The organism is Xanthomonas sp. 3793 (genome assembly GCF_024806835.1).
In the GTDB taxonomy this organism is placed as follows: Bacteria; Pseudomonadota; Gammaproteobacteria; order Xanthomonadales; family Xanthomonadaceae; genus Xanthomonas; species Xanthomonas arboricola_F.
In genome coordinates, this window is sequence record NZ_JANTYU010000001.1 from 87,529 (window position 1) to 108,593 (window position 21,065).

Genomic DNA, 21,065 nt, shown 5'->3' on the forward strand with positions numbered 1-21,065 from the left:
CCCGGTGCGTACCGTGGAGGTCTCTTTCAAGCGGATGGCCCTCATGGATTTCGATTCTTCGCAGCGGTTGCGCATTCTTCGCGACATCCACGACACCAAGCCGGTATCCGACGAGGAGGGCAACTGGGCGGTACGTGCGGGCTATGCCACGCAAGCCGAGGACGGAGATATCGATCTGACCCACGAGGGTCGCAAGGCGTTGGACGACGGGCAGGCCTGAGCGTGCTGGATGGTGATGTGCATGCGCGTGTCGCATGCACGCACCCAGCCGCACTTGCAGGGGTTGAATAACCCGCTTCAGCCGAACGCTGTCTTGCGTATGCTGTGAACAGCAATGCATAAAAAAACCCCGGCAAAACCGGGGTTTTTGGATGATTGGCGTCCCCACGGGGATTCGAACCCCGGTGTCCACCGTGAAAGGGTGGTGTCCTAGGCCTCTAGACGATGGGGACGCGTATCAAAACCTCGTTGTCCATTCCAGACGGCCTAATGTCTGAAGTGGTGGAGCCAGGCGGGATCGAACCGCCGACCTCCTGCATGCCATGCAGGCGCTCTCCCAGCTGAGCTATGGCCCCGCGTTGCTGCGAGCCGGCAATCATAGCGAACTCATCGTCGTTTGCAAAGCGATGTCGCAACTTTTTTCGTACGGGGTGAGCCTCGCTGACGCGGCTTCTGAGGTGTCTGCGCCTGGATGGGGAGAGACGGCGAGCACTCCTTGCGCATTCCAGCACCGCAATGGGCGTATACGAGTGCACGCGACCGCGCCGGCACTTGGGCGAAACGCCCTGCGCGCCTGGATTGCGATTCGCCGAGCGTGGGTATTCGTGGCAAGGCGTGCTGCACATCATGCAGCGCGTCCTTGCCTGTGCGGGCTGCATTCAACAGGTGCGATGGCCGGGCGCGACTTCGGCCACCCGCCGCGCTTCACGGCAAAAGTGCGTGCCAACTGCATGACTTCTTCGTCAGTGCAACCCGCGAACTTGCCTGTCTTTTTACGAATGCATCCAGGCGTATCGCTGTGTTGGTCGTGATGCGAGGTGTCGCAATCATGAGGCTTTGCGCGACACCGGGCAGGGGGGGGGGGGGGGGCGACCCATGTGCGTGCCGACCAGGCATCATGCAAAGAAAAAACCCCGGCAAAGCCGGGGTTTTTGGATGATTGGCGTCCCCACGGGGATTCGAACCCCGGTGTCCACCGTGAAAGGGTGGTGTCCTAGGCCTCTAGACGATGGGGACGCAGATCAAAACCTGAGTTGTCATTTCAGACGGCCTAATGTCTGAAGTGGTGGAGCCAGGCGGGATCGAACCGCCGACCTCCTGCATGCCATGCAGGCGCTCTCCCAGCTGAGCTATGGCCCCACGAAACTGAGAACGAAATGATAGCGACCTGTTAATGTTCGCGCAAGCGCTTTTTCAGTCCGGTTGAGACGGCGCGTGCGCTCGGCAGCACTGCCTGCCACTTACTTGACGCCATGCAGATCGCGCAGCTGCGTCGGCCGAGCGCCGAAGTAGGCGGCGAGGTCGGCGATGTCCTGATCGCTCAATGCGGTGGCCTGCGCAGTCATCAGCGGGTGCTGGCGATCGCCGCTGCGATAGGCCTGCAGCGCATGCGCAAGATAGTCGCCGTACTGGCCGCCGAGCTTGGGATAGCTGGGGTCGATCGGCGCATTGCCATCGGCACCATGGCAATCCACGCAGCTCTGGCCGGTAGCCTTGCCCTTGGCATGCGCGAGTTTGTCGCCAGCGTCGGCGCGACCGGTGGGCAGGCCGGCAGAGGAGCCAGAGCCGTGTTCGCCGCTGGCATGGCCGGCATCGCCGGCGGAGTGATCGGTGGATTCGACCTGGGATTGGGAACAGGCCGCCATCATCAGGGCAGCGACCAGGACGATGGCTAGACGCGGAGCGTGCAGGGCGTTCGGCATGTGGGCGCTTACTTGAGGGTGGACAGGAAGGCGGAGATGTCGGCGATGTCCTGCTCGGAGAAACTCTGCGCCTGCGCCTGCATGGTCGGGTGTTTGCGCTTGCCCTGGCGGTACTCGGTCAATGCCTGGGTCAGATACTGACTGGACTGGCCGCCGATCTTGGGCACGCGGTAACTGGGATAGGCGTTCTTGTAGCCGGTCACGCCGTGGCAGCCCTGGCAGGTATACGCCAGCAGGCGGCCATTGGAGGGATTACCGGTCGGGGCTGCGGGCGCGGAGGCAGCAGGTGCGGCGGCAGGCGCCGGCGTGGCCGGGACTGCTGGCGTGACTGACGGTGTCGCTGATGCGCCCCCAAACGACAGGAAGACGACCAGAGCGAGACAAGCGGCGAGCGGCTGCGGGCGCATGGTTTCGTATCCGGAAGACTGATTGAGCGTCCGCACGTGGGGGCGTGACGGAACCGGACCGAGTATGCCTGCGATTTGGCGTGGCGCAAACGGGGTGAATACGCGAAGTTGAACAGACCATGACCTTTGGCGCATTGGCGACATGCATGTTCGGGTGGTCTACTTGCCTACAACACCTGTTCACGCATCCACTAGGACACGACGATGTCGCCACTCTTCTTCTTGCCCGCCCGCAGCGGAATCTGCGCCGCAGTATTGATCTCCAGCCTGCTGTTGGGCGGCTGCAAGACCGGCGATGGAGAGGCCAAGGCCGCAGAAGAAAAAAAGGCCGTGGACGCGGTGCCGGTGGAAACCGCCAAGGCAGCGCGTCGCGCTGTGGCTGCCAGCTATACGGGTACCGCCGCGCTGGAGCCGCGCGCCGAGGCGCAGGTGGTGGCCAAGACGTCCGGCGTGGCATTGGCGGTGATGGTGGAAGAAGGCCAGAAGGTGTCGGCCGGCCAGGCGCTGGTGCGACTGGACCCGGACCGCGCGCATCTGGCCGTCGCACAGAGCGAAGCGCAGTTGCGCAAGCTGGAAAACAGCTACCGCCGTGCGACGCAACTGGTCGGCCAGCAGCTGGTGAGCGCGGCCGATGTGGACCAGCTCAAGTTCGATGTGGAAAACAGCCGTGCGCAGCATCGCCTGGCATCGCTGGAGCTGTCCTACACCACGGTGCAGGCGCCGATTTCCGGCGTGATCGCCTCGCGTTCGATCAAGACCGGCAACTTCGTGCAGATCAATACACCGATCTTTCGCATCGTCGACGACTCGCAGCTGGAAGCCACGCTCAACGTGCCCGAACGCGAACTGGCGACATTGAAATCCGGCCAGCCGGTGACCCTGCTGGCCGATGCGCTGCCGGGCCAGCAGTTCGTGGGCAAGGTGGATCGCATTGCGCCGGTGGTGGATTCGGGGAGCGGGACGTTCCGCGTGGTGTGTGCGTTCGGCAAGGGCGCCGAGTCGCTGCAGCCGGGCATGTTCGGGCGCATCCGCATCGATTACGACCAGCGCAAGGATGCCCTGGTGATCCCGCGTCTGGCGTTGCTGGACGACGGTGAGCCGGCGGTATTCGTGGTGCGCAATGGCAAGGCAGCACGGGTGCCGGTGAAACTCGGTTACGCCGAAGGCCCGTGGCTGGAAGTGCGGCAGGGCCTGAAGGAAGGCGACCAGGTGGTGACCGCCGGCAAGGTGGCACTGCGCGACGGCACTGCGGTGCAGGTCATCGGCCAGCCCGACCGCAAGCCGGTGGCGGCTGCGGCGCCGGCAACCGGCAGCGACGGGAAGCGCTCATGAGCGATCACGGCAACCCGCACGGACCCGTGCACGACCCGCATGCGCCATTGCCCGGCGGCGGGCTGGTGGTCTTCGCCACACGACGGCGGGTGACCATCGCGATGATCACCGTGACCATGCTGTTGTTCGGCCTGATCGCACTGCGCAGCCTCAAGGTCAATCTGCTGCCGGATCTGAGCTATCCCACGCTGACCGTGCGCACCGAATACACCGGCGCAGCGCCGGCGGAAATCGAAACGCTGGTGACCGAGCCGGTGGAAGAAGCCGTTGGCGTGGTCAAGAACCTGCGCAAGCTCAAGTCGATCTCGCGCACCGGGCAAAGCGATGTGGTGCTGGAATTCGCCTGGGGCACCAACATGGACCAGGCCAGCCTGGAAGTGCGCGACAAGATGGAAGCGCTGTCGCTGCCGCTGGAAACCAAGCCGCCGGTGCTGCTGCGCTTCAATCCCTCCACCGAACCGATCATGCGCCTGGCGCTGTCGCCCAAACAGGCGCCGGCGTCGGACACCGATGCCATCCGTCAGCTCACCGGCCTGCGCCGCTATGCCGACGAAGACCTGAAAAAGAAGCTCGAACCGGTGGCCGGCGTGGCGGCGGTCAAGGTCGGCGGTGGCCTGGAAGACGAGATCCAGGTCGATATCGATCAGCAAAAACTCGCACAGCTCAACCTGCCGATCGACAACGTGATCACCCGGCTCAAGGAAGAAAACGTCAACATCTCCGGCGGCCGGCTGGAAGAAGGTTCGCAGCGCTACCTGGTGCGCACGGTCAACCAGTTCGTGGATCTGGACGAGATCCGCAACATGCTGGTCACCACGCAGAGCAGCAGCGGCAGCGCGGCGCAGGCGGCGATGCAGCAGATGTATGCGATTGCCGCGTCCACCGGTTCGCAGGCGGCCCTGGCGGCGGCGGCCGAAGTGCAGAGCACCTCGTCGGCGTCCAGCAGCAGCATCGCCGGCGGCATGCCGGTGCGGCTGAAGGATGTGGCCGACGTGCGCCAGGGCTACAAGGAGCGCGAGGCGATCATCCGCCTGGGCGGCAAGGAGGCGGTGGAGCTGGCGATCTACAAGGAAGGCGACGCCAACACCGTGTCCACCGCCGCTGCGCTGCGCAAGCGGCTGGAGCAGTTGAAGGCGAGCGTGCCCGGCGATGTGGAGATCACCACCATCGAGGACCAGTCGCACTTCATCGAGCACGCGATCAGCGACGTCAAGAAGGATGCGGTGATCGGCGGCGTGCTGGCGATCCTGATCATCTTCCTGTTCCTGCGCGATGGCTGGAGCACCTTCGTGATCAGCCTGTCGTTGCCGGTGTCGATCATCACCACGTTCTTCTTCATGGGCCAGCTTGGCTTGAGCCTCAACGTGATGTCGCTGGGTGGGCTGGCGCTGGCCACCGGGCTGGTGGTGGACGATTCGATCGTGGTGCTGGAGAGCATCGCCAAGGCCCGCGAGCGTGGCTTGAGCGTGCTGGATGCGGCGATTGCCGGCACCCGCGAAGTGAGCATGGCGGTGATGGCCTCCACGCTGACCACGATTGCGGTGTTCCTGCCGCTGGTGTTCGTGGAGGGCATCGCCGGGCAGCTGTTCCGCGACCAGGCGATGACCGTGGCGATCGCGATCGCGATCTCGCTGGTGGTGTCGATGACGCTGATCCCGATGCTGAGTTCGCTCAAGGGCGCTCCGCCGATGGCGTTCCCGGATGAGCCCGGCCATCCGGACTGGAAGCCCGAACAACGCTGGCTCAAGCCGATGGCTGCCGGTCGGCGCGGTGCGGGCGCAAGCGTGCGCTATGCGTTCTTCGGTGCAGCGTGGGCAGTGGTCAAGCTATGGCGTGGCCTCGCGCGGGTGGTGTCGCCGGTGATGCGCAAGGCCAGCGACCTGGCGATGGCGCCGTACGGCCGTGCCGAACGCGGCTATCTGGCGATGCTGCCGGCGGCGTTGCGGCGGCCCGGTCTGGTACTGGGACTGGCGGCGGCGGCGTTTGTCGGCACTGTGTTGCTGGTGCCGATGCTGGGCGCGGACCTGATCCCGCAGCTGGCGCAGGATCGCTTCGAAATGACGGTGAAGCTGCCATCCGGCACGCCGTTGGCGCAGACCGATGCCATGGTGCGCGAGTTGCAGCTGGCGCACGACAAGGACCCGGGCATCGCCTCGTTGTATGGCGTGAGCGGCAGTGGTACGCGGTTGGATGCCAACCCCACCGAAAGCGGGGAGAACATCGGCAAGCTCACCGTGGTGATGGCTGGCGGCGGGAGCCCGGAAGTGGAAGCGGCGGCGACGCAGCGGTTGCGCAGCAGCATGGTCGGGCATCCCGGCGCGCAGGTGGATTTCGCACGGCCGGCGTTGTTCAGCTTCTCCACGCCGCTGGAAGTGGAATTGCGCGGGCAGGATCTGGGCGAGCTGGAGCGTGCAGGGCAAAAACTGGCCGCGATGCTGCGCGCCAATGGACACTACGCCGACGTCAAGTCGACGGTGGAAGAGGGCTTTCCGGAAATCCAGATCCGCTTCGATCAGGAGCGCGCCGGTGCGCTGGGGCTGACCACGCGCCAGATCGCCGATGTCATCGTCAAGAAGGTGCGTGGCGATGTCGCCACGCGCTACAGCTTCCGTGATCGCAAGATCGATGTGCTGGTGCGTGCGCAGCACAGCGACCGTGCGAGCGTGGATGCGATTCGCCAGCTGATCGTCAATCCGGGCAGCAGCCGGCCGGTACGTCTGGCTGCGGTGGCCGAGGTGCTGGCGACGACCGGCCCGAGCGAGATCCATCGCGCCGATCAGACCCGCGTGGCCATCGTGTCGGCCAGCCTGAAGGACATCGACCTGGGCGGTGCGGTGCGCGAAGTGGAGACGCTGGTGCGCAAGGACCCGTTGGCTGCGGGTGTGGGCATGCATATCGGCGGGCAGGGCGAGGAGCTGGCGCAATCGGTGAAGTCGCTGCTGTTCGCGTTCGGGCTGGCGATCTTCCTGGTCTATCTGGTGATGGCGTCGCAGTTCGAATCGCTGCTGCATCCGTTCGTCATCCTGTTCACCATTCCGCTGGCGATGGTGGGTGCGGTGCTGGCGTTGCTGATGACCGGCAAGCCGGTCTCGGTGGTGGTGTTCATCGGCTTGATCCTGCTGGTGGGCCTGGTGACCAAGAACGCCATCATCCTGATCGACAAGGTCAACCAGTTGCGCGAAGAGGGCGTGCCCAAGCGCGAGGCGCTGATCGAGGGCGCGCGTTCGCGTTTGCGGCCGATCATCATGACCACGCTGTGCACCCTGTTCGGCTTCCTGCCGCTGGCGGTGGCGATGGGCGAGGGCGCGGAAGTGCGCGCACCGATGGCGATCACAGTGATCGGCGGCTTGCTGGTGTCCACGCTGCTGACGCTGCTGGTGATTCCGGTGGTGTACGACCTGCTGGATCGCCGCGCCGATGCCTACTACCTGGAGCGCGGGCGGCGCATGGCGCGGCAGCAGGCGCAGGCACGCGAGACCACCGACGGGCTGGAGGCGCTATGAGCGTTGCGGCTTTCAGCATTCGTCGTCCGGTCACCACCATCATGTGCTTCGTGTCGTTGGTGGTGGTGGGCTTGATCGCCGCCTTCCGATTGCCGTTGGAGGCGCTGCCGGATATCTCGGCGCCGTTCCTGTTCGTGCAGTTGCCGTATACCGGCTCCACCCCGGACGAGGTGGAGCGCAACCTGGTGCGGCCGGCCGAAGAAGCCTTGGCCACGATGACCGGCATCAAGCGCATGCGCTCCACCGCTACCGCCGACGGCGCCAATATCTTCATCGAGTTCTCCGACTGGGACCGCGATATCGCCATCGCCGCATCGGATGCCCGCGAGCGGCTGGATGCCATTCGCGACGATTTTCCGGACGATCTGCAGCGCTTCCATATCTTCAAGTGGTCCAGCAGCGACGAGCCGGTGCTCAAGGTGCGCCTGGCCAGCCAGACCGACCTGACCGGTGCGTACGACATGCTCGACCGCGAGTTCAAGCGGCGCATCGAACGCATTCCCGGTGTGGCGAAGGTCGAAATTTCCGGCGCTCCGCCCAACGAGGTGGAGATCGCCATCGCGCCGGATCGCCTGACCGCGCACGATCTCAGCCTCAATGACCTGAGCGAGCGGCTGGGCAAGCTCAATTTCTCGGTGTCCGCCGGGCAGATCGACGACAACGGGCAGCGCATCCGCGTGCAGCCGATCGGCGAGTTGCGCGATCTGCAGGAGCTGCGTGAGCTCGTACTCAATGCCAAAGGCTTGCGCCTGGGCGATATTGCACAGGTACGCCTCAAGCCCACGCGCATGAACTACGGGCGGCGGCTGGACGGGCGCCCGGCGATCGGCCTGGATGTCTACAAGGAGCGCAGTGCCAATCTGGTGGAAGTGTCCAAGGCTGCGCTGAAAGAGGTCGAAGACATTCGCGCCGAGCCTGCGATGCGCGACGTACAGATCAAGGTGATCGACAACCAGGGCAAGGCGGTGACCTCGTCGCTGGCCGAACTGGCCGAAGCCGGCGCGGTGGGCCTGTTGTTGTCGATCACGGTGTTGTTCTTCTTCCTGCGCCACTGGCCATCGACGCTGATGGTGACGCTGGCGATCCCGATCTGCTTTGCGATCACGCTGGGCTTCATGTATTTCGTCGGCGTCACGCTCAACATCCTGACCATGATGGGCTTGTTGCTTGCGGTCGGCATGCTGGTGGACAACGCGGTGGTGGTGGTGGAAAGCATCTACCAGGAACGCGAGCGCATGCCCGGGCAGCCGCAACTGGCGGCGCTGATCGGCACCCGCAGCGTGGCGATCGCGCTCAGCGCCGGCACCTTGTGCCATTGCATCGTCTTCGTGCCGAACCTGTTCGGCGAGACCAACAACATCTCCATCTTCATGGCGCAGATCGCGATCACCATTTCGGTGTCGCTGTTGGCGTCGTGGCTGGTGGCGATCAGCCTGATCCCGATGCTGTCCGCGCGCATGAAGACGCCGCCCTTGGTGACTTCCGACCATGGCGTGATCGCCAGACTGCAACGCCGCTATGCGCGGGTACTGGCGTGGACGCTGGCCCATCGCGGCTGGAGCGTGACCGGCATCATCCTGGTGAGCGCCATCAGCCTGGTGCCGATGAAGCTGACCAAGGTGGACATGTTCGGCGGCGATGGGGGTAACGAGGCCTTCATCCAGTATCAGTGGAAAGGCTCCTACACCCGTGAGCAGTTGGGCGAAGAGATCGGCCGTGTGGAAAATTATCTCGAAGCCAATCGCGCCAAGTACCACATCACGCAGATCTATTCGTGGTTCAGCGAAGTGGAGGGCAGCAATACGGTGGTGACCTTCGACGCGAGCAAGGTGAAGGATCTGCCGCCGTTGCTGGAAAAGATTCGCAAGGAACTGCCGCGCTCTGCGCGCGCCGACTACAGCATCGGCAACCAGGGCGATGGCGGCAGCGGCAACCAGGGCGTGCAGGTGCAGTTGGTTGGCGACTCCACCGAAGCGCTCAAGTCGCTGGCCGACGACGTCATTCCGCTGCTGGCGCAACGCAAGGAATTGCGCGACGTGCATGTGGATACCGGCGACCGCACCAGCGAGTTGGCGATTCGGGTAGACCGCGAACGCGCGGCTGCATTCGGCTTCAGCGCGGAGCAGGTGGCCAGTTTCGTGGGTCTGGCATTACGCGGTACGCCGTTGCGCGAATTCCGTCGTGGCGACAATGAAGTGCCGGTGTGGGTGCGTTTTGCCGGCGCCGAGCAAAGCAAGCCCGAAGACCTGGCCGGCTTCACCGTGCGCACAAAAGATGGCCGCAGCGTGCCGTTGCTGAGCCTGGTGGACGTGCAGATTCGCCCGGCCGCCACCCAGATCGGGCGTACCAATCGTCAGACCACAGTGACCATCAAGGCCAATCTGGCCGAAAAAGTCACCGTGCCGGAAGCACGTGCGGCGATGGAAAAGCCGCTCAAGGCGATGAGTTTCCCGGCCGGCTACAGCTATACCTTCGACGGCGGCGATTACCAGAACGACGGCGAAGCGATGGGCCAGATGGTATTCAATCTGATAATCGCGTTGGTGATGATCTACGTGGTGATGGCGGCGGTGTTCGAGTCGCTGCTGTTCCCGGCAGCCATCATGAGCGGCGTGCTGTTTTCGATCTTCGGCGTGTTCTGGCTGTTCTGGATCACCGGCACCTCGTTCGGCATCATGTCCTTCATCGGCATCCTGGTGCTGATGGGCGTGGTGGTGAACAACGGCATCGTGATGATCGAGCACATCAACAATTTGCGTCGCCGTGGCATGGGCCGCACGCAGGCGCTGGTGGAAGGCTCACGCGAGCGCTTGCGCCCGATCATGATGACGATGGGAACCGCGATCCTGGCGATGGTGCCGATCTCGCTGACCAGCACCACGATGTTCAGCGACGGCCCGCCGTATTTCCCGATGGCGCGCGCCATCGCCGGCGGCCTGGCGTTTTCCACGGTGGTGAGCCTGCTGTTTCTGCCGACGATCTACGCGATTCTCGACGACATGAGCAGCGGCGCAGCAGCGCTGGTACGACGTGCGCGCGGGGTGCCGCACACGCCCCCGGCGAGCGCAGCGCTGGAGTCTTGATCATTCAACCTGGCTGAAGTTTGTCGCGGTGCGCCGACGGCGCCGCTGTCACGTCGTGCTCGAGCCTTGAACCTCATGAGCCGCCTGACGCCCCTCTCCCACCGGAGCGAGGAGGCACAGCGTGGGCGCCATGGGCACGCGTGCCTTGGAGCGCCCGCGCCGCAAGCGCGGGCCGGGGCGCGGAGCGGAGGATGGGGGTGAGGGTACGGGTCGCCAAGTACGCGCCTGTCATTCGCTGGCTTCGGTAAGAGCAACAGCGCGTCCGGGGATCGGCTCCTCGGCTCGGTCAGACATCCTGTCTGACTCGCCGCCGCGGCACATCCCTGTGCGGTTCTCCGCCAATCCCCGGCCGCGCTGCCGCTTCGGCGAGTCGTTGCCATGGCCTAGTCAAGGCAAGCCGATTCGTCATTTATTTTCCAGTGACTTGCGCGATTCTCGATGACACCAGCAGAGCCGGGATCTGTTGACGTGTCATGGTGTGGTGCGCCGAAGACGCCATCGCCGCGTAGCGCTGAGTTTTGAACGACACGATGCGCCTGAAGCCCCTCTACCGTCGGGGCGAGGAGGCACGGCTTGCGCGCCATGGGCGCGCGTGCCTTGGAGCGCCCGCGACGCAAGCGTAGGCCGGGGCGCGGAGCGAGGGGTTGGGGTGAGGGTACGGTTTCTCCGCGTGCAACCCGCTCGTCAGTTACTGGCTTCGGTGAGGGCGACAGCGCGTCCGGGGATCGGCTCCTCGGCTCGGTCAGACATCCTGTCTGACTCGCCGCCGCGGCACATCCATGTGCCGCTCTCCACCAATCCCCGGCCACGCTGTCGCTTCGGCGATTCGTTTCCGCGACGTTGGGCAACGAAAAACGGCAGCCGGTTCAGTGCTCGATTTTGATGCATGCCAACCATCCGCAAAGTTCGCTGCACGTTTTCTGGACCTTGGACTTCGTAGCTCCCAGACAAACCGCCCGGATGCCAACTACTTAGAAGTGCACGGTTTCCACCGCTCTCAATCCGCCGCCTTCAAGAAGGATGCGAAGAGGCCTCTGCCTCATCAGGCGGGGCAACGACCAAAGCTAGGTCGGGCATGCCATGCGGCAATGGCTGCTCTCCGTTCCGCCAACACAGGAACATTCGAGAGTGGTCCGCGGGCGCCGGGGCAGGACCTTACACGACATGGCGCGTGTAAGAGCCCCCATGGATGGGTTCACGGCGTGTCCTGCCCCGGCGCCCGCGGGCCGCTCCCACGCACAAGATCAAGGCGCCAGCGAATCAGGCTTCCTCAGCCAAATTCAAAGCGTAACCAGACTGCGCTTTTCCTCAATCACCTGAAAGCGCTGGCCAACCAGGCTTTCCTCAGCCAACCAGCGTTTCGTCACCAAATCAGCCTTCCAACGCAGCTCGGCTTTTCAACTCGCTGGATGCGGCGCTCAGAAATCAGCCCGCCCGCACCTGCCGCACGATCGCCGCCGCCTTGGCCGAGCTTTCCTTGACCTTGTCCCACTGACCCTGTGCCAGCCAGTCCTTGGGCACCATCCACGAGCCGCCGATGCAGACCACGTTCGGCTGCGACAAAAACTCCGCCGCGTTGGCTTCGCTGATGCCGCCGGTGGGGCAGAGCTTGAGGTCGGACAACGGGCCAGCCAGGCCCTTGAGCATTTGCAGGCCACCCACGGCGGTGGCCGGGAACAGCTTGCAGACCCGGAAGCCCAGGCCCATCAGCGTCAGTAGTTCGGTCGGGGTGGCCGCGCCGGGCACGGCCGGGATTGGCGCATCGGCCAGCAGCCGCGCCAGCGGTGCCGGCGTGCCCGGGGTGACCAGGAAGTCCGCACCGGCATCCACCGACTGACGCAGTTGCAGCTCGCTCAGCACGGTGCCGGCGCCGATCACGATGTTGGGCAGCTCGCGCTTGAGCATGGCCAGCGCTTCCAGCGCGATCGGGGTGCGCAGGGTCAGTTCGATCGCGGGCAGGCCGCCTTCGAGTAGCGCATCGGCGACGCGGCGCGCCTGGTCCAGCGTGTCCACGGTGACCACCGGCAGGATGCCGGCGTCGCGCAGCAGCTTTTCGGCGGTGTTCTGGGTCTGGGCAATCGTCATTGCAACTCCGTTAGACGGCGACCGTCGGGGCGGCCGCTGAGAGGGAAAAGGGTCAGGCGTCCTTGGACTCGTGTGGCGCAGCCGCTGCAGCAGCATCCGCGCCGAGTTCGTACTCGGCGTCGTAGCTCCACAGCGCACCGTCCGGATGGGTCGGGCCGCAGGAAATCGAGATGGCGCCCTGGTCGGCCGGGCCGACGACCTGGCGGTTGATCGCAAACAGGTTGCGGCCAAGGTCGTTGCCGGCCACGGCGGTGTTCGGGGCAACCTCGCGCGATGCCCATTCCTCGGCCGAGACCAGCACTTCCAGCGTGCCGGCTTCGCCGTCCAGGCGCACCATGTCGCCTTCGCGGACGCGCCCGATCGGGCCGCCACGCGCGGCTTCCGGCGTCATGTGGATTGCGGCGGGGAACTTGCCCGAGGCACCGGACAAGCGGCCGTCGGTAACCAGCGCCACGCGGCGGCCCTGGTTCTGCAGCAGGCCGAGCAACGGGGCCATCGAGTGCAGTTCGGGCATGCCGTTGGCGCGCGGGCCCTGGTAACGCAGCACCACCACGAAATCGTGCGGCAACACGCCGGCCGCATGCAGCTTGTTGAGCACCTGCGGGGTGTCGATCACCACCGCAGGCGCTTCGATCTTGCGGTGCTGCGGCTTGACCGCCGACAGCTTGATCAGCGAGCGCCCCAGGTTGCCGCGCAGCAGGCGCAGGCCGCCTTGCGATTCGAATGCATCGCCGACCGGTCGCGCCACGCTGTCGTCGGCGGTCGTCGCTGTACCTGGCACATAGGTGACCTTGCCATCCTGCAGGCGTGGCTCGTTGACGTAGGCACGCATGCCGCCTTCGACCACGGTCGGCAGATCGTCGTGCATGTAGCCGGCGTCCATCAGCTCGCGGAACACGAACGCGGTGCCGCCTGCGGCCTGGAAGCGGTTTACGTCGGCCTCGCCATTCGGGTAGATGCGGGTCAGCAGCGGCACGGTCTGCGAGATCAGATCCATGTCGTCCCAGGTCAGCACGATGCCGGCCGCACGCGCCACTGCGATCCAGTGAATCGTGTGGTTGGTCGAGCCGCCGGTCGCCATCAGCGCGACCACGGCATTGACGATGGCGCGCTCGTCGATCAGGCGGCCGAACGGGCGGAAGTCATTGCCCAGGGCCGAGATCGCCAGGGCCCGTGCGGTGCCCTCGCGGGTCAGCGCATCGCGCAGCGGCAATTCCGGGTTGACGAACGAGGCGCCGGGCAACTGCACGCCCATCGCTTCGAGCAGCACCTGGTTGGAATTGGCGGTGCCGTAGAAGGTGCAGGTGCCAGCCGAGTGGTACGACGACGACTCGGCCTCCAGCAACTCCGCGCGCGTGGCTTCGCCGGCGGCATAGCGCTCGCGCACTTCGGCCTTTTGCTTATTCGGGATACCCGGCGTCATCGGGCCGGCCGGCATGAAGATCGCCGGCAGATGGCCGAACGCCAGCGCGCCGATCAACAGGCCAGGCACGATCTTGTCGCACACGCCCAGGTACACCACGCTGTCGAACATGTCGTGGCTGAGCCCGATCGCTGCAGCCTGGGCGATGTTGTCGCGCGAAAACAACGACAGCTCCATGCCCGCGCGGCCCTGGGTGACGCCGTCGCACATCGCCGGCACACCGCCGGCCACTTGCGCGGTGGCGCCGAGCGTACGCGCGGCATCGCGAATCAGTTGCGGGTAATGCTCGAACGGCTGATGCGCCGACAGCATGTCGTTGTAAGCGGTGATGATGCCCAGATTGGGGGTGGCCGCACCGCGCAGGCGCGATTTGTCGGTCGGCTCGGAGGCCGCAAAGCCGTGCGCAAGATTGCCGCAGCTCAGACGGCTACGGAACGGACCCTCACGCAGGGCGGCATCGAGGCCGGCCAGATACGCCGCGCGCGACGGCGCGCTGCGCTTGCGGATACGGTCGGTGACAGCTTGGATGTTCGGATGCAGGCTCATTGGCTACCGGCTATGAGAAACGGGGAAGGTAATCACGCTGTTCTTTTCTTAGATACCCGCACATGGATGTGCGGGCTCTTGCGAGGGACTCGCATGTTTGAATTCCCGCACATGGATGTACGGGCTGTTGCGAGGGATTCGCACAAAAATCGGCTTTTGCGAGGGATGCGCATTCAAGAGCACCAATGCACCCGCAGACGCGGACCGGGCTGCTGGAGCGCAACGCGAATCGGGTACTCGCCGATGTCTTCGCCGGCAAGCGCGGCTTGCAGCACGTCGAGCTTCTGCTTGCCGCGCAACAGCAGCAGGCGCGTAGGGACAGCGGCGAGCCCGGCAGGTGTCAGCGTGATCCGCAGCGGCCACTGGTTCGCGCCTGGGCAACCGGTCGCGTCCAGCGACGCATACGGCTGTGGGCTGGCCAGCGCCTTGGGCAGATCGGTCGAACCGGGGAACAACGAAGCGGTGTGTCCGTCGCCGCCCATTCCCAGCACCGCCAGGCAAGCCGGCTCGGCATGCGTGGCCTGCAGGTTGGCGGTGTGCACGCACTCGGGCAATTGCTTGCCGGGGCGCACCAACGGGATGAAGGTCGCAGCCGGCGCATGGGTCAGAAAGCTGTGGTTGACCAGCCAGGCATTGCTGTCCTGATCCTGCGGCGAGAGCCAGCGCTCATCGACCAGGCCCACTTCCACCCGCGACCAATCCAGCGGGCGATGTGCCAGCGATTCATAGACTGGTGCCGGCGTGGTGCCGCCGGAGAGCAACATGCGGGCCTGCCCGCGGCGCGAGATTTCCTGTTCCAGCAGATCGGCCATCTCGCTGGCGACCGCTTCGGTCCATTCGGCCGGGTCTTCGTAGCGCACCAGTGTGATGCGCGGGTTGTCCTGCAGGTTCATCGCTGCTCTCCCGGATGCTGACGCTGCGCATCCACCGCATACGCTGCCGCGCCCAGCAGGCCGGCATGCGGATGCATGACCGCCAGCGACGGCACCCGCGACATGATCGCGGAGAACCTGCCCTTGTGCTCGAAACGCTGGCGAAAGCCCGAATGCTGCAGCGAATCCAGCACCTTGGGCACCAGCCCGCCGGTGAGGAACACGCCATCCCAGGCGCCCTGCATCAACACCATGTCGCCGGCGATCGCGCCGAAGATGGCGCAGAACAGATCGATGGTGCGCGCCGAGCGCGGGTCGCCTGCAGCAGCGCGTGCGGTGATGTCCTTGGGCTCCAGCGGGCCCGGGTCGATGCCGGCGATCTCGCTCAATGCGCGGTGGATGTTGACCAGGCCGGGGCCGCAGATCAGCCGCTCGTTGGACACCCGGCCGAACTGCTCGGAGAGGATTTCCAGCACACGGATTTCTTCCGGCGTACCGGGAGGAAAGCTGACGTGGCCACCTTCGGTCTCCAGCGGAAAACAGCGCCCGTTGCGGATGATCAGCCCGCCTACGCCCAGGCCGGTGCCGGGGCCGATCACGCCGTAGTTGCGCGGTTGATCGATCGGCGCCGGGCGCCAGCTGGCGCCGCCCACCTGCACCACGTCCTGCGGGCGCAGCAGGCTGATCGCCATGGCCTGCGCGGCAAAATCGTTGATCAGGTGCAGGGTGCTGAAACCGAGCATGCTGGCGGTGCGCGTGCGCGAGATCACCCACGGATGGTTGGTGATGCGCGCTTCATCGCCATCGACGCGGCCGGCGACGGCGAACACGCCCTGGGTGGCCTGCACGCCGATCTGGTCGAGGTAATACCGCGCGGCCTCGCCGAGCGAAGCGAACTCCACCACCGCGAACTCACGCGAGGTGTCGTCCAGCAGCGGCACCGAGGCGTCGACATCGGCCAGCGCGAAGCGTGCGTTGGTTCCGCCGATATCGGCAACCAGCACCGGCTTGGAAGGAGCGGTCATGCGTTGTTTCCCTGTGCGTCGGTGGCAGGAGGCAGGAACGGTGTGGCGGTGTCCGGGCCCCAGCTACCGGCGGGGTAGGGCTGCAGCGGCAATTGCGCCGCGGCCCAGGCGTCGCTGACGCTGTCGATCCAGGCCCAGGCTGCCTTGACCTCGTCGTCGCGTACGAACAGCGCCGGGTTGCCGTTGAAGGCATCCACGAACAGGCGCTCGTAGGCGATGCGACGGTGCAGGCCGGTCGGCACCGACAATTCCAGTTCCAGCGGCTGCAGCTCGATCGCACCCCATTCCGGGCCGGCCAGGCTGCTCATCAGGCCGAGCTCGATGTTTTCCTGCGGTTGCAGCTGGAAGGTCAGCCGGTTGGGCACTGCGTTCTGCCGGTCCGGGCGCTCGAACAACCAATGCGTCACCGGCTTGAGCGTCACCACGATACGGGTGGAACGCTCGGCCAGGCGCTTGCCGGTGCACAGATGGAACGGCACCCCGGCCCAGCGCCAGTTGTCGATATGCGCGGTCACCGCGACGAAGGTTTCCACGTCGCTGCCTTCCGGCGGATGGTAGGCCTGCGCCGGCTGGCCATTGATGGTGCCGGCGGTGTAGCGGCCGCGCACGCTGTCATGGGCGGCATGCTCGGCGGTCATCGGACGCAGCGCGCGCAGCACCTTGACCTTTTCGTCGCGGATGCGGTCGGCATCCAGCGCGGCCGGCGGCTCCATCGCCACCAGACACAGCAGCTGCAGGATATGGCTCTGCACCATGTCGCGCAGCGCGCCGGAGCGGGCGTAATAGGCATCGCGCCCGTCGACACCTTCGCTTTCGGCAACCAGGATCTGCACCGACTCGATATAGGTGCGGTTCCAGACCGCCTCGAGCAGCGTATTGCCGAAGCGCAGCGCGATCAGGTTCTGCACCGCCGCCTTGCCCAGGTAATGGTCCAGACGGAATACGCGGTCTTCGTCGATCAGCGCGCCGATCGACTGCAGGATCTCGCGGGCGCTGTCCGAGTCGTGGCCGATCGGCTTCTCCAGCATCAGCCGGTGCGGTGCGGCCAGCGCGCCACCCAGGGCCAGACCCTGGCAGGTGCTGATGTAAAGCCCCGGCGGGATCGCCAGGTAGCTTACGATCTGGCGGGACGCAAGCTCGCGGACCGCATCGGCCACCGACTCGGCATTGCGCAGGTCCACCGAGCGGTAGTCCACGCGCTGCAGCAGTGTCTGGATCTGCTCCGGGGTGGCAATCGGCAGCGCTTCGGTCAGGCGGGGACGCAGCACTTCACGGAAGGCCTCGGTATCGTGCGGCGACAATGCCAGCGCGCGGATACGGAAGTCCTCCGGCAGCAGGCCGTCGACGAACAGGCGCAGCAGGGAGGGGAAGAGATAGCGCTGGGCGAGGTCGCCGGTGGCGCCGAACAGGATCAGGGTGTTGTGCATGGACCGAGTTTCAGATTCTGGGGACATCGTTATCAGCGGCTTGTCGGAAAGGCGCCGGACACCCGGCGGTCGGTACGTCTGTTCCTGGGCGACACTTGCGTGCGCGCAGCGGGGGATGGACGCTGACGCCCAATCCCCGATTGTTGCAGCAACTGGTGGTCAGCGGTTAGCGCCTGGGCGGCATACCTGCACATGCGTGGCGGAATGCCCGCCCGCGCGGCGCAGGTAACGTGGCCGGAAACAGCGGCGTGGGTCGGTAGCGGCATGGTTCCTCCGAGATCGATGTTGCCATGTGAAAACGATTACATGTCAGAATAAACCAATGCATTCGTTTGCAGGGGATTTCCTCGCAGACGGGTCGGTCGTCATTGCCATCGGGAGGGCCGAGGGCAGGGCGCATACAACACGTTGAGGCCGAACGATGGCGAAAGTGCAGTTGGAAGGTGTCCGCAAGGTCTATGAAAACGGCCAGGTGGCGGTGCAGGGCGCAAGCTTCGAGGTGGCCGATGGCGAGCTGATGGTGCTGGTCGGGCCGTCAGGCTGCGGCAAGTCGACCTTGCTGCGCATGATCGCAGGGCTCGAGGACATCAGCGCGGGCACGCTCAAGATCGGCGAGCGCGTGGTCAACGACGTGGCACCGAAGGACCGCGACATCGCCATGGTGTTCCAGAGCTATGCGCTGTATCCGCACATGACCGTGGCGGAAAATCTGGCCTTCGGCCTCAAGCTGCGTGGTCACCCGAAGCAGGTCATCGCCGAGCGCGTCAATAACGCCGCCGAGCTGCTGGGCCTGACCCCGATGCTCGACAAGCTGCCTAAGGCGATGTCCGGCGGCCAGCGCCAGCGCGTGGCGCTGGGGCGGGCGATGGTGCGTGAATCGTCGGTGTTCCTGCTCGACGAACCGCTGTCCAATCTGGACGCCAAGTTGCGCCACAGCGTGCGCACCGAGATCGCACAGCTGCACCGCAAGCTCGGCACCACCATGATCTACGTCACCCACGACCAGGTCGAAGCGATGACGCTGGGCCAGCGCATCGTGGTGCTCAAGGACGGCGTGATCCAGCAGATCGACAGCCCGATGGCGCTGTACGATCGTCCGGCCAACCTGTTTGTCGCCGGTTTCCTGGGCAGCCCGGCGATGAATGTGCTGCAGGGTCGGCTGGATGAGCAGGACGGCCTGCATCTGGTGATGGCCGACGGCTGGCGGGTGCCGCTGGGCGCCGCACGCGTCGATCGCCGCTGGTTCGGCCAGGACGTCATTGTCGGTGTGCGCCCCGAGCATCTGCAGCCGTCCAGCGACGCGCAACTGGGTTTCGATGCGCAGGTGGAGGTCATCGAGCCGGTCGGCAACGAGATCTTCCTCAATCTCGATCGCGGTGGGCAGCCGCTGGTGATCCGCGTGGCGCCGCAGGCGCTGCCGGCGGTCGGGCAACCGCTGCGCCTGGCATTGCGCAGCGACGCGTTGCATTTCTTCGACCCGGCAACCGGGCAGCGGCTGGAGCCGGCTTAACGCTCCAGCCCGGGAACGATCGCGCGCGGGTGCGCGGCCTGCGCGCCCACGTTGAGGGCGATAGCCGCGTCCACGGCCAAGTCCAGTGGCAACACCGCCAGTGCCAGATCGCCGGCAACGCTGACCACGGTGCCGATGGCGGTACCGTCCAGTTCGACGCTATCGCCTGCCTGGACAGCGGCTTCAGTCTCCAGGAGCTGCAACGCACGCTTGGCCTTGCCCAGGAAATGCGTGCGCGCAACGATCTCCTGACCCGGGTAGCAGCCCTTCTTGACGCTGAAAGCCTGCAGGCGGTCCAGTGCCAGTTGCTGCAGGGTCCATTGTTCGCGCTGCGCATCCGGCAGCCGAACCAGGCCCAGTTGCAGATCCGCACGGCGCCATTGCACGTCCATGTTGGGCAATTCGATAGGTGCTGCCAATGTGTGGTCGCTGATGAGCAAGAGCGTGCGAGGCAAGCCGGCGCTGCCCATATCCAGCGCGACACGCTGCGTTCCGATATCGGCCTGCGCGCCTCGCGCGTGCTCGGGCGCCTGGAAGCCGCCATACGCCACAAGCGCGACGGCGTTGATTTTCAGCTTGCGCCGGAACACGAAGCGGCCGAGCTGCGCGGCGATCTCGCCGGCGTTGCCGTCAGGCAACAGCATCAGCACGCTGGTGTCGTCCTCACGCAGGAGTGCGAAGATGGCGATCACGCGCCCCTTCGCCGTCAACCACGCGTTCCACTGCCACCGCCCGATCGCCAACGCCTGCACGTCGTTGGCGAATTGGGCATGCGCAAACGCCACTGCATCCGCGCCGACAAGTCGGACGTATTGCATATCGTGCAGGGAGCCAAAACCCTGTGGAATAAGATTCAGGTTGTCAGCCATGGATGGGGAGGACTAAAATCGCAACGTTGTGAGACCACTATGATAGGCCATCCAACCCCCACCCCAGCGCAGGATTCCGAGACGCAGCCTTCCCCTCAGGAGCATATTCCCGAGAAGAAGCCACTGCCGAAGGAGATTGGTGGACGCGACGGCCCCGAGCCAACGCGCTACGGCGACTGGGAAAAGAATGGACGCTGCATCGATTTTTGAGCAGCTTCTAGCCACAGCGGCCTAGTGCCGCCCAGCCGAGAAAACGAGCCCAGCGAATGGCGATCCGCGAACGTCCCACTTCTCCACATCTGCAGGTATATCGCTGGCAGATCCAGATGGCGACCTCGATCCTGCATCGAGCCACCGGCGTCATCCTTTCCGGAGGCGCGCTGGTCATCGCCGTCTCGCTGTTGTTGCTGATGCTCGGTGAGGACCACTGGAATTGCCTCACCCAGCATCTGGGTGCCTGGTACGGCCAGTTGTTCCTGTTCGCCTGGTCATGGGCCTTCACCTATCACCTGTCCAACGGCATCCGCCATATCGTCCAGGATTTCGGCCGCGGCTTCAGCATTCCCGCCTTCATCCGCAGCAGCTGGACGTCGGTGATCGCCAGCCTGGTGCTGACCGCTGCGATCTGGGCGTATGTCCTCACTGGAGCTTCCGCATGAGCCGCTATCGCACCCCGTTGAAGAACGTACGCGGGCTGGGCGCGGCCAAGACCGGCACCGAACATTTCGTGATGCAGCGGCTGACCGCGACCGCGTTGGTCGTGCTGGCGATCTGGTTTGTGGCGTTCGTGCTGAGCCTGCTCGGTTCCGACTACATGACGGCAGTCACCGCGGTGTCCAAGCCATGGAACGCCGTATTGCTGGTCGGTTTCCTGGTGGCGATGTTCTGGCATGCGCAGCTTGGCCTGCAGGTCGTGCTCGAGGACTACATCCACAATTCGTTGCTGGCGCTGGCGTTGCAGACGACGGTGAAGTTCATCGCCGTGCTTGGCGCGATCGTCAGCATTTTCGCAGTGGCGCGCATCGCGCTGGGCGGTGCCTGAGTCATCGGGCACACAGAAC

General features: G+C 65.2%; 16 protein-coding genes and 4 tRNA genes. 8 read left to right on the plus strand and 12 right to left on the minus strand.

Annotation, left to right across the window (positions count from 1 at the left end; translation table 11 throughout):
- The first annotated feature begins 43 nt into the window (after positions 1-43).
- Positions 44-220, plus strand: a complete 177-nt coding sequence (locus tag FHY18_RS00385; protein WP_259149237.1) for a hypothetical protein — start codon at positions 44-46, stop codon at positions 218-220.
- 156 nt (positions 221-376) lie between these two features.
- Here the strand turns inward: FHY18_RS00385 and FHY18_RS00390 are convergent.
- The 6 genes from FHY18_RS00390 to FHY18_RS00415 form a co-directional block, all read right to left on the minus strand.
- Positions 377-452: transfer RNA gene (locus FHY18_RS00390), tRNA-Glu, on the minus strand.
- 47 nt (positions 453-499) lie between these two features.
- Positions 500-575: transfer RNA gene (locus FHY18_RS00395), tRNA-Ala, on the minus strand.
- 585 nt (positions 576-1,160) lie between these two features.
- A tRNA-Glu gene (locus FHY18_RS00400) sits at positions 1,161-1,236 on the minus strand.
- Positions 1,237-1,283: 47 nt separating this feature from the next.
- Positions 1,284-1,359: transfer RNA gene (locus tag FHY18_RS00405), tRNA-Ala, on the minus strand.
- Between the two features lie 101 nt (positions 1,360-1,460).
- Positions 1,461-1,922, minus strand: a complete 462-nt coding sequence (locus FHY18_RS00410; RefSeq protein ID WP_005995424.1) for a cytochrome c — start codon at positions 1,920-1,922, stop codon at positions 1,461-1,463.
- Between the two features lie 8 nt (positions 1,923-1,930).
- Positions 1,931-2,329, minus strand: a complete 399-nt coding sequence (locus tag FHY18_RS00415) for a cytochrome c (protein ID WP_259149240.1) — start codon at positions 2,327-2,329, stop codon at positions 1,931-1,933.
- 204 nt (positions 2,330-2,533) lie between these two features.
- Here FHY18_RS00415 and FHY18_RS00420 point away from each other — a divergent pair, with 204 nt between their 5' ends.
- From FHY18_RS00420 to FHY18_RS00430, 3 genes are read left to right on the plus strand one after another with little or no spacing between them, the layout of a single operon-like run.
- Positions 2,534-3,661, plus strand: coding sequence for an efflux RND transporter periplasmic adaptor subunit (locus tag FHY18_RS00420; RefSeq protein ID WP_259149241.1), 1,128 nt, complete (start codon positions 2,534-2,536; stop codon positions 3,659-3,661).
- Positions 3,658-7,164, plus strand: coding sequence for an efflux RND transporter permease subunit (locus FHY18_RS00425; RefSeq protein ID WP_259149242.1), 3,507 nt, complete (start codon positions 3,658-3,660; stop codon positions 7,162-7,164). Before FHY18_RS00420 ends, FHY18_RS00425 begins: the two co-directional genes overlap by 4 nt.
- Positions 7,161-10,247 carry an efflux RND transporter permease subunit gene (locus FHY18_RS00430; protein WP_259149244.1) on the plus strand — a complete coding sequence of 1,029 codons (3,087 nt, stop codon included), beginning with the start codon at positions 7,161-7,163 and terminating at the stop codon, positions 10,245-10,247. The genes FHY18_RS00425 and FHY18_RS00430 overlap by 4 nt, the downstream gene beginning before the upstream one ends.
- A 1,425-nt stretch (positions 10,248-11,672) precedes the next feature.
- On the opposite strand, the gene FHY18_RS00435 is transcribed toward FHY18_RS00430, so the two are convergent.
- The 5 genes from FHY18_RS00435 to zwf all read right to left on the minus strand — a co-directional run bounded on the left by FHY18_RS00435 (position 11,673) and on the right by zwf (position 17,625).
- Positions 11,673-12,332 (minus strand): bifunctional 4-hydroxy-2-oxoglutarate aldolase/2-dehydro-3-deoxy-phosphogluconate aldolase, encoded by a 660-nt coding sequence (locus FHY18_RS00435; RefSeq protein ID WP_259149247.1) that lies wholly within the window; start codon positions 12,330-12,332, stop codon positions 11,673-11,675.
- A gap of 52 nt (positions 12,333-12,384) precedes the next feature.
- Positions 12,385-14,301 (minus strand): phosphogluconate dehydratase, encoded by a 1,917-nt coding sequence (edd, locus tag FHY18_RS00440; RefSeq protein ID WP_259149249.1) that lies wholly within the window; start codon positions 14,299-14,301, stop codon positions 12,385-12,387.
- Positions 14,302-14,474: 173 nt separating this feature from the next.
- On the minus strand, positions 14,475-15,194 hold the full coding sequence (gene pgl / locus FHY18_RS00445) for a 6-phosphogluconolactonase (RefSeq protein ID WP_259149250.1): 720 nt from the start codon (positions 15,192-15,194) through the stop codon (positions 14,475-14,477).
- Positions 15,191-16,198: a glucokinase gene (gene glk / locus FHY18_RS00450; RefSeq protein WP_046964087.1), complete on the minus strand. Its 1,008-nt coding sequence runs from the start codon at positions 16,196-16,198 to the stop codon at positions 15,191-15,193. The genes pgl and glk overlap by 4 nt, the downstream gene beginning before the upstream one ends.
- On the minus strand, positions 16,195-17,625 hold the full coding sequence (gene zwf, locus FHY18_RS00455; RefSeq protein ID WP_259149252.1) for a glucose-6-phosphate dehydrogenase: 1,431 nt from the start codon (positions 17,623-17,625) through the stop codon (positions 16,195-16,197). The genes glk and zwf overlap by 4 nt, the downstream gene beginning before the upstream one ends.
- A gap of 421 nt (positions 17,626-18,046) precedes the next feature.
- Here zwf and ugpC point away from each other — a divergent pair, with 421 nt between their 5' ends.
- The gene (gene ugpC, locus FHY18_RS00460; RefSeq protein ID WP_259149253.1) at positions 18,047-19,135 is read left to right on the plus strand and encodes a sn-glycerol-3-phosphate ABC transporter ATP-binding protein UgpC; all 1,089 of its coding nucleotides are present in this window, start codon (positions 18,047-18,049) and stop codon (positions 19,133-19,135) included.
- Here the strand turns inward: ugpC and FHY18_RS00465 are convergent.
- A complete protein-coding gene (locus FHY18_RS00465) occupies positions 19,132-20,004 on the minus strand; it encodes a folate-binding protein (RefSeq protein WP_259149255.1) in 873 nt (290 codons plus the stop codon). The genes ugpC and FHY18_RS00465 overlap by 4 nt on opposite strands.
- Here FHY18_RS00465 and FHY18_RS00470 point away from each other — a divergent pair.
- From FHY18_RS00470 to sdhD, 3 genes are read left to right on the plus strand one after another with little or no spacing between them, the layout of a single operon-like run.
- Positions 19,906-20,214, plus strand: a complete 309-nt coding sequence (locus FHY18_RS00470) for a DUF1674 domain-containing protein (protein ID WP_259149256.1) — start codon at positions 19,906-19,908, stop codon at positions 20,212-20,214. The two genes, FHY18_RS00465 and FHY18_RS00470, sit on opposite strands and share 99 nt — an antisense overlap.
- Before the next feature lie 56 nt (positions 20,215-20,270).
- Positions 20,271-20,663 (plus strand): succinate dehydrogenase, cytochrome b556 subunit, encoded by a 393-nt coding sequence (sdhC, locus tag FHY18_RS00475; protein ID WP_104615640.1) that lies wholly within the window; start codon positions 20,271-20,273, stop codon positions 20,661-20,663.
- Positions 20,660-21,046, plus strand: coding sequence for a succinate dehydrogenase, hydrophobic membrane anchor protein (sdhD, locus tag FHY18_RS00480; protein ID WP_064630112.1), 387 nt, complete (start codon positions 20,660-20,662; stop codon positions 21,044-21,046). The genes sdhC and sdhD overlap by 4 nt, the downstream gene beginning before the upstream one ends.
- Positions 21,047-21,065 lie beyond the last annotated feature (19 nt).

Bases quoted from the DNA above. Each gene is read 5' to 3' on its own strand.
- FHY18_RS00385 (WP_259149237.1), top strand. From the start codon at position 44: ATGGATTTCGATTCTTCGCAGCGGTTGCGCATTCTTCGCGACATCCAC.
- FHY18_RS00410 (WP_005995424.1), bottom strand. From the start codon at position 1,922: ATGCCGAACGCCCTGCACGCTCCGCGTCTAGCCATCGTCCTGGTCGCT.
- FHY18_RS00415 (WP_259149240.1), bottom strand. From the start codon at position 2,329: ATGCGCCCGCAGCCGCTCGCCGCTTGTCTCGCTCTGGTCGTCTTCCTG.
- FHY18_RS00420 (WP_259149241.1), top strand. From the start codon at position 2,534: ATGTCGCCACTCTTCTTCTTGCCCGCCCGCAGCGGAATCTGCGCCGCA.
- FHY18_RS00425 (WP_259149242.1), top strand. From the start codon at position 3,658: ATGAGCGATCACGGCAACCCGCACGGACCCGTGCACGACCCGCATGCG.
- FHY18_RS00430 (WP_259149244.1), top strand. From the start codon at position 7,161: ATGAGCGTTGCGGCTTTCAGCATTCGTCGTCCGGTCACCACCATCATG.
- FHY18_RS00435 (WP_259149247.1), bottom strand. From the start codon at position 12,332: ATGACGATTGCCCAGACCCAGAACACCGCCGAAAAGCTGCTGCGCGAC.
- edd (WP_259149249.1), bottom strand. From the start codon at position 14,301: ATGAGCCTGCATCCGAACATCCAAGCTGTCACCGACCGTATCCGCAAG.
- pgl (WP_259149250.1), bottom strand. From the start codon at position 15,194: ATGAACCTGCAGGACAACCCGCGCATCACACTGGTGCGCTACGAAGAC.
- glk (WP_046964087.1), bottom strand. From the start codon at position 16,198: ATGACCGCTCCTTCCAAGCCGGTGCTGGTTGCCGATATCGGCGGAACC.
- zwf (WP_259149252.1), bottom strand. From the start codon at position 17,625: ATGCACAACACCCTGATCCTGTTCGGCGCCACCGGCGACCTCGCCCAG.
- ugpC (WP_259149253.1), top strand. From the start codon at position 18,047: ATGGCGAAAGTGCAGTTGGAAGGTGTCCGCAAGGTCTATGAAAACGGC.
- FHY18_RS00470 (WP_259149256.1), top strand. From the start codon at position 19,906: ATGCGCAAACGCCACTGCATCCGCGCCGACAAGTCGGACGTATTGCAT.
- FHY18_RS00465 (WP_259149255.1), bottom strand. From the start codon at position 20,004: ATGGCTGACAACCTGAATCTTATTCCACAGGGTTTTGGCTCCCTGCAC.
- sdhC (WP_104615640.1), top strand. From the start codon at position 20,271: ATGGCGATCCGCGAACGTCCCACTTCTCCACATCTGCAGGTATATCGC.
- sdhD (WP_064630112.1), top strand. From the start codon at position 20,660: ATGAGCCGCTATCGCACCCCGTTGAAGAACGTACGCGGGCTGGGCGCG.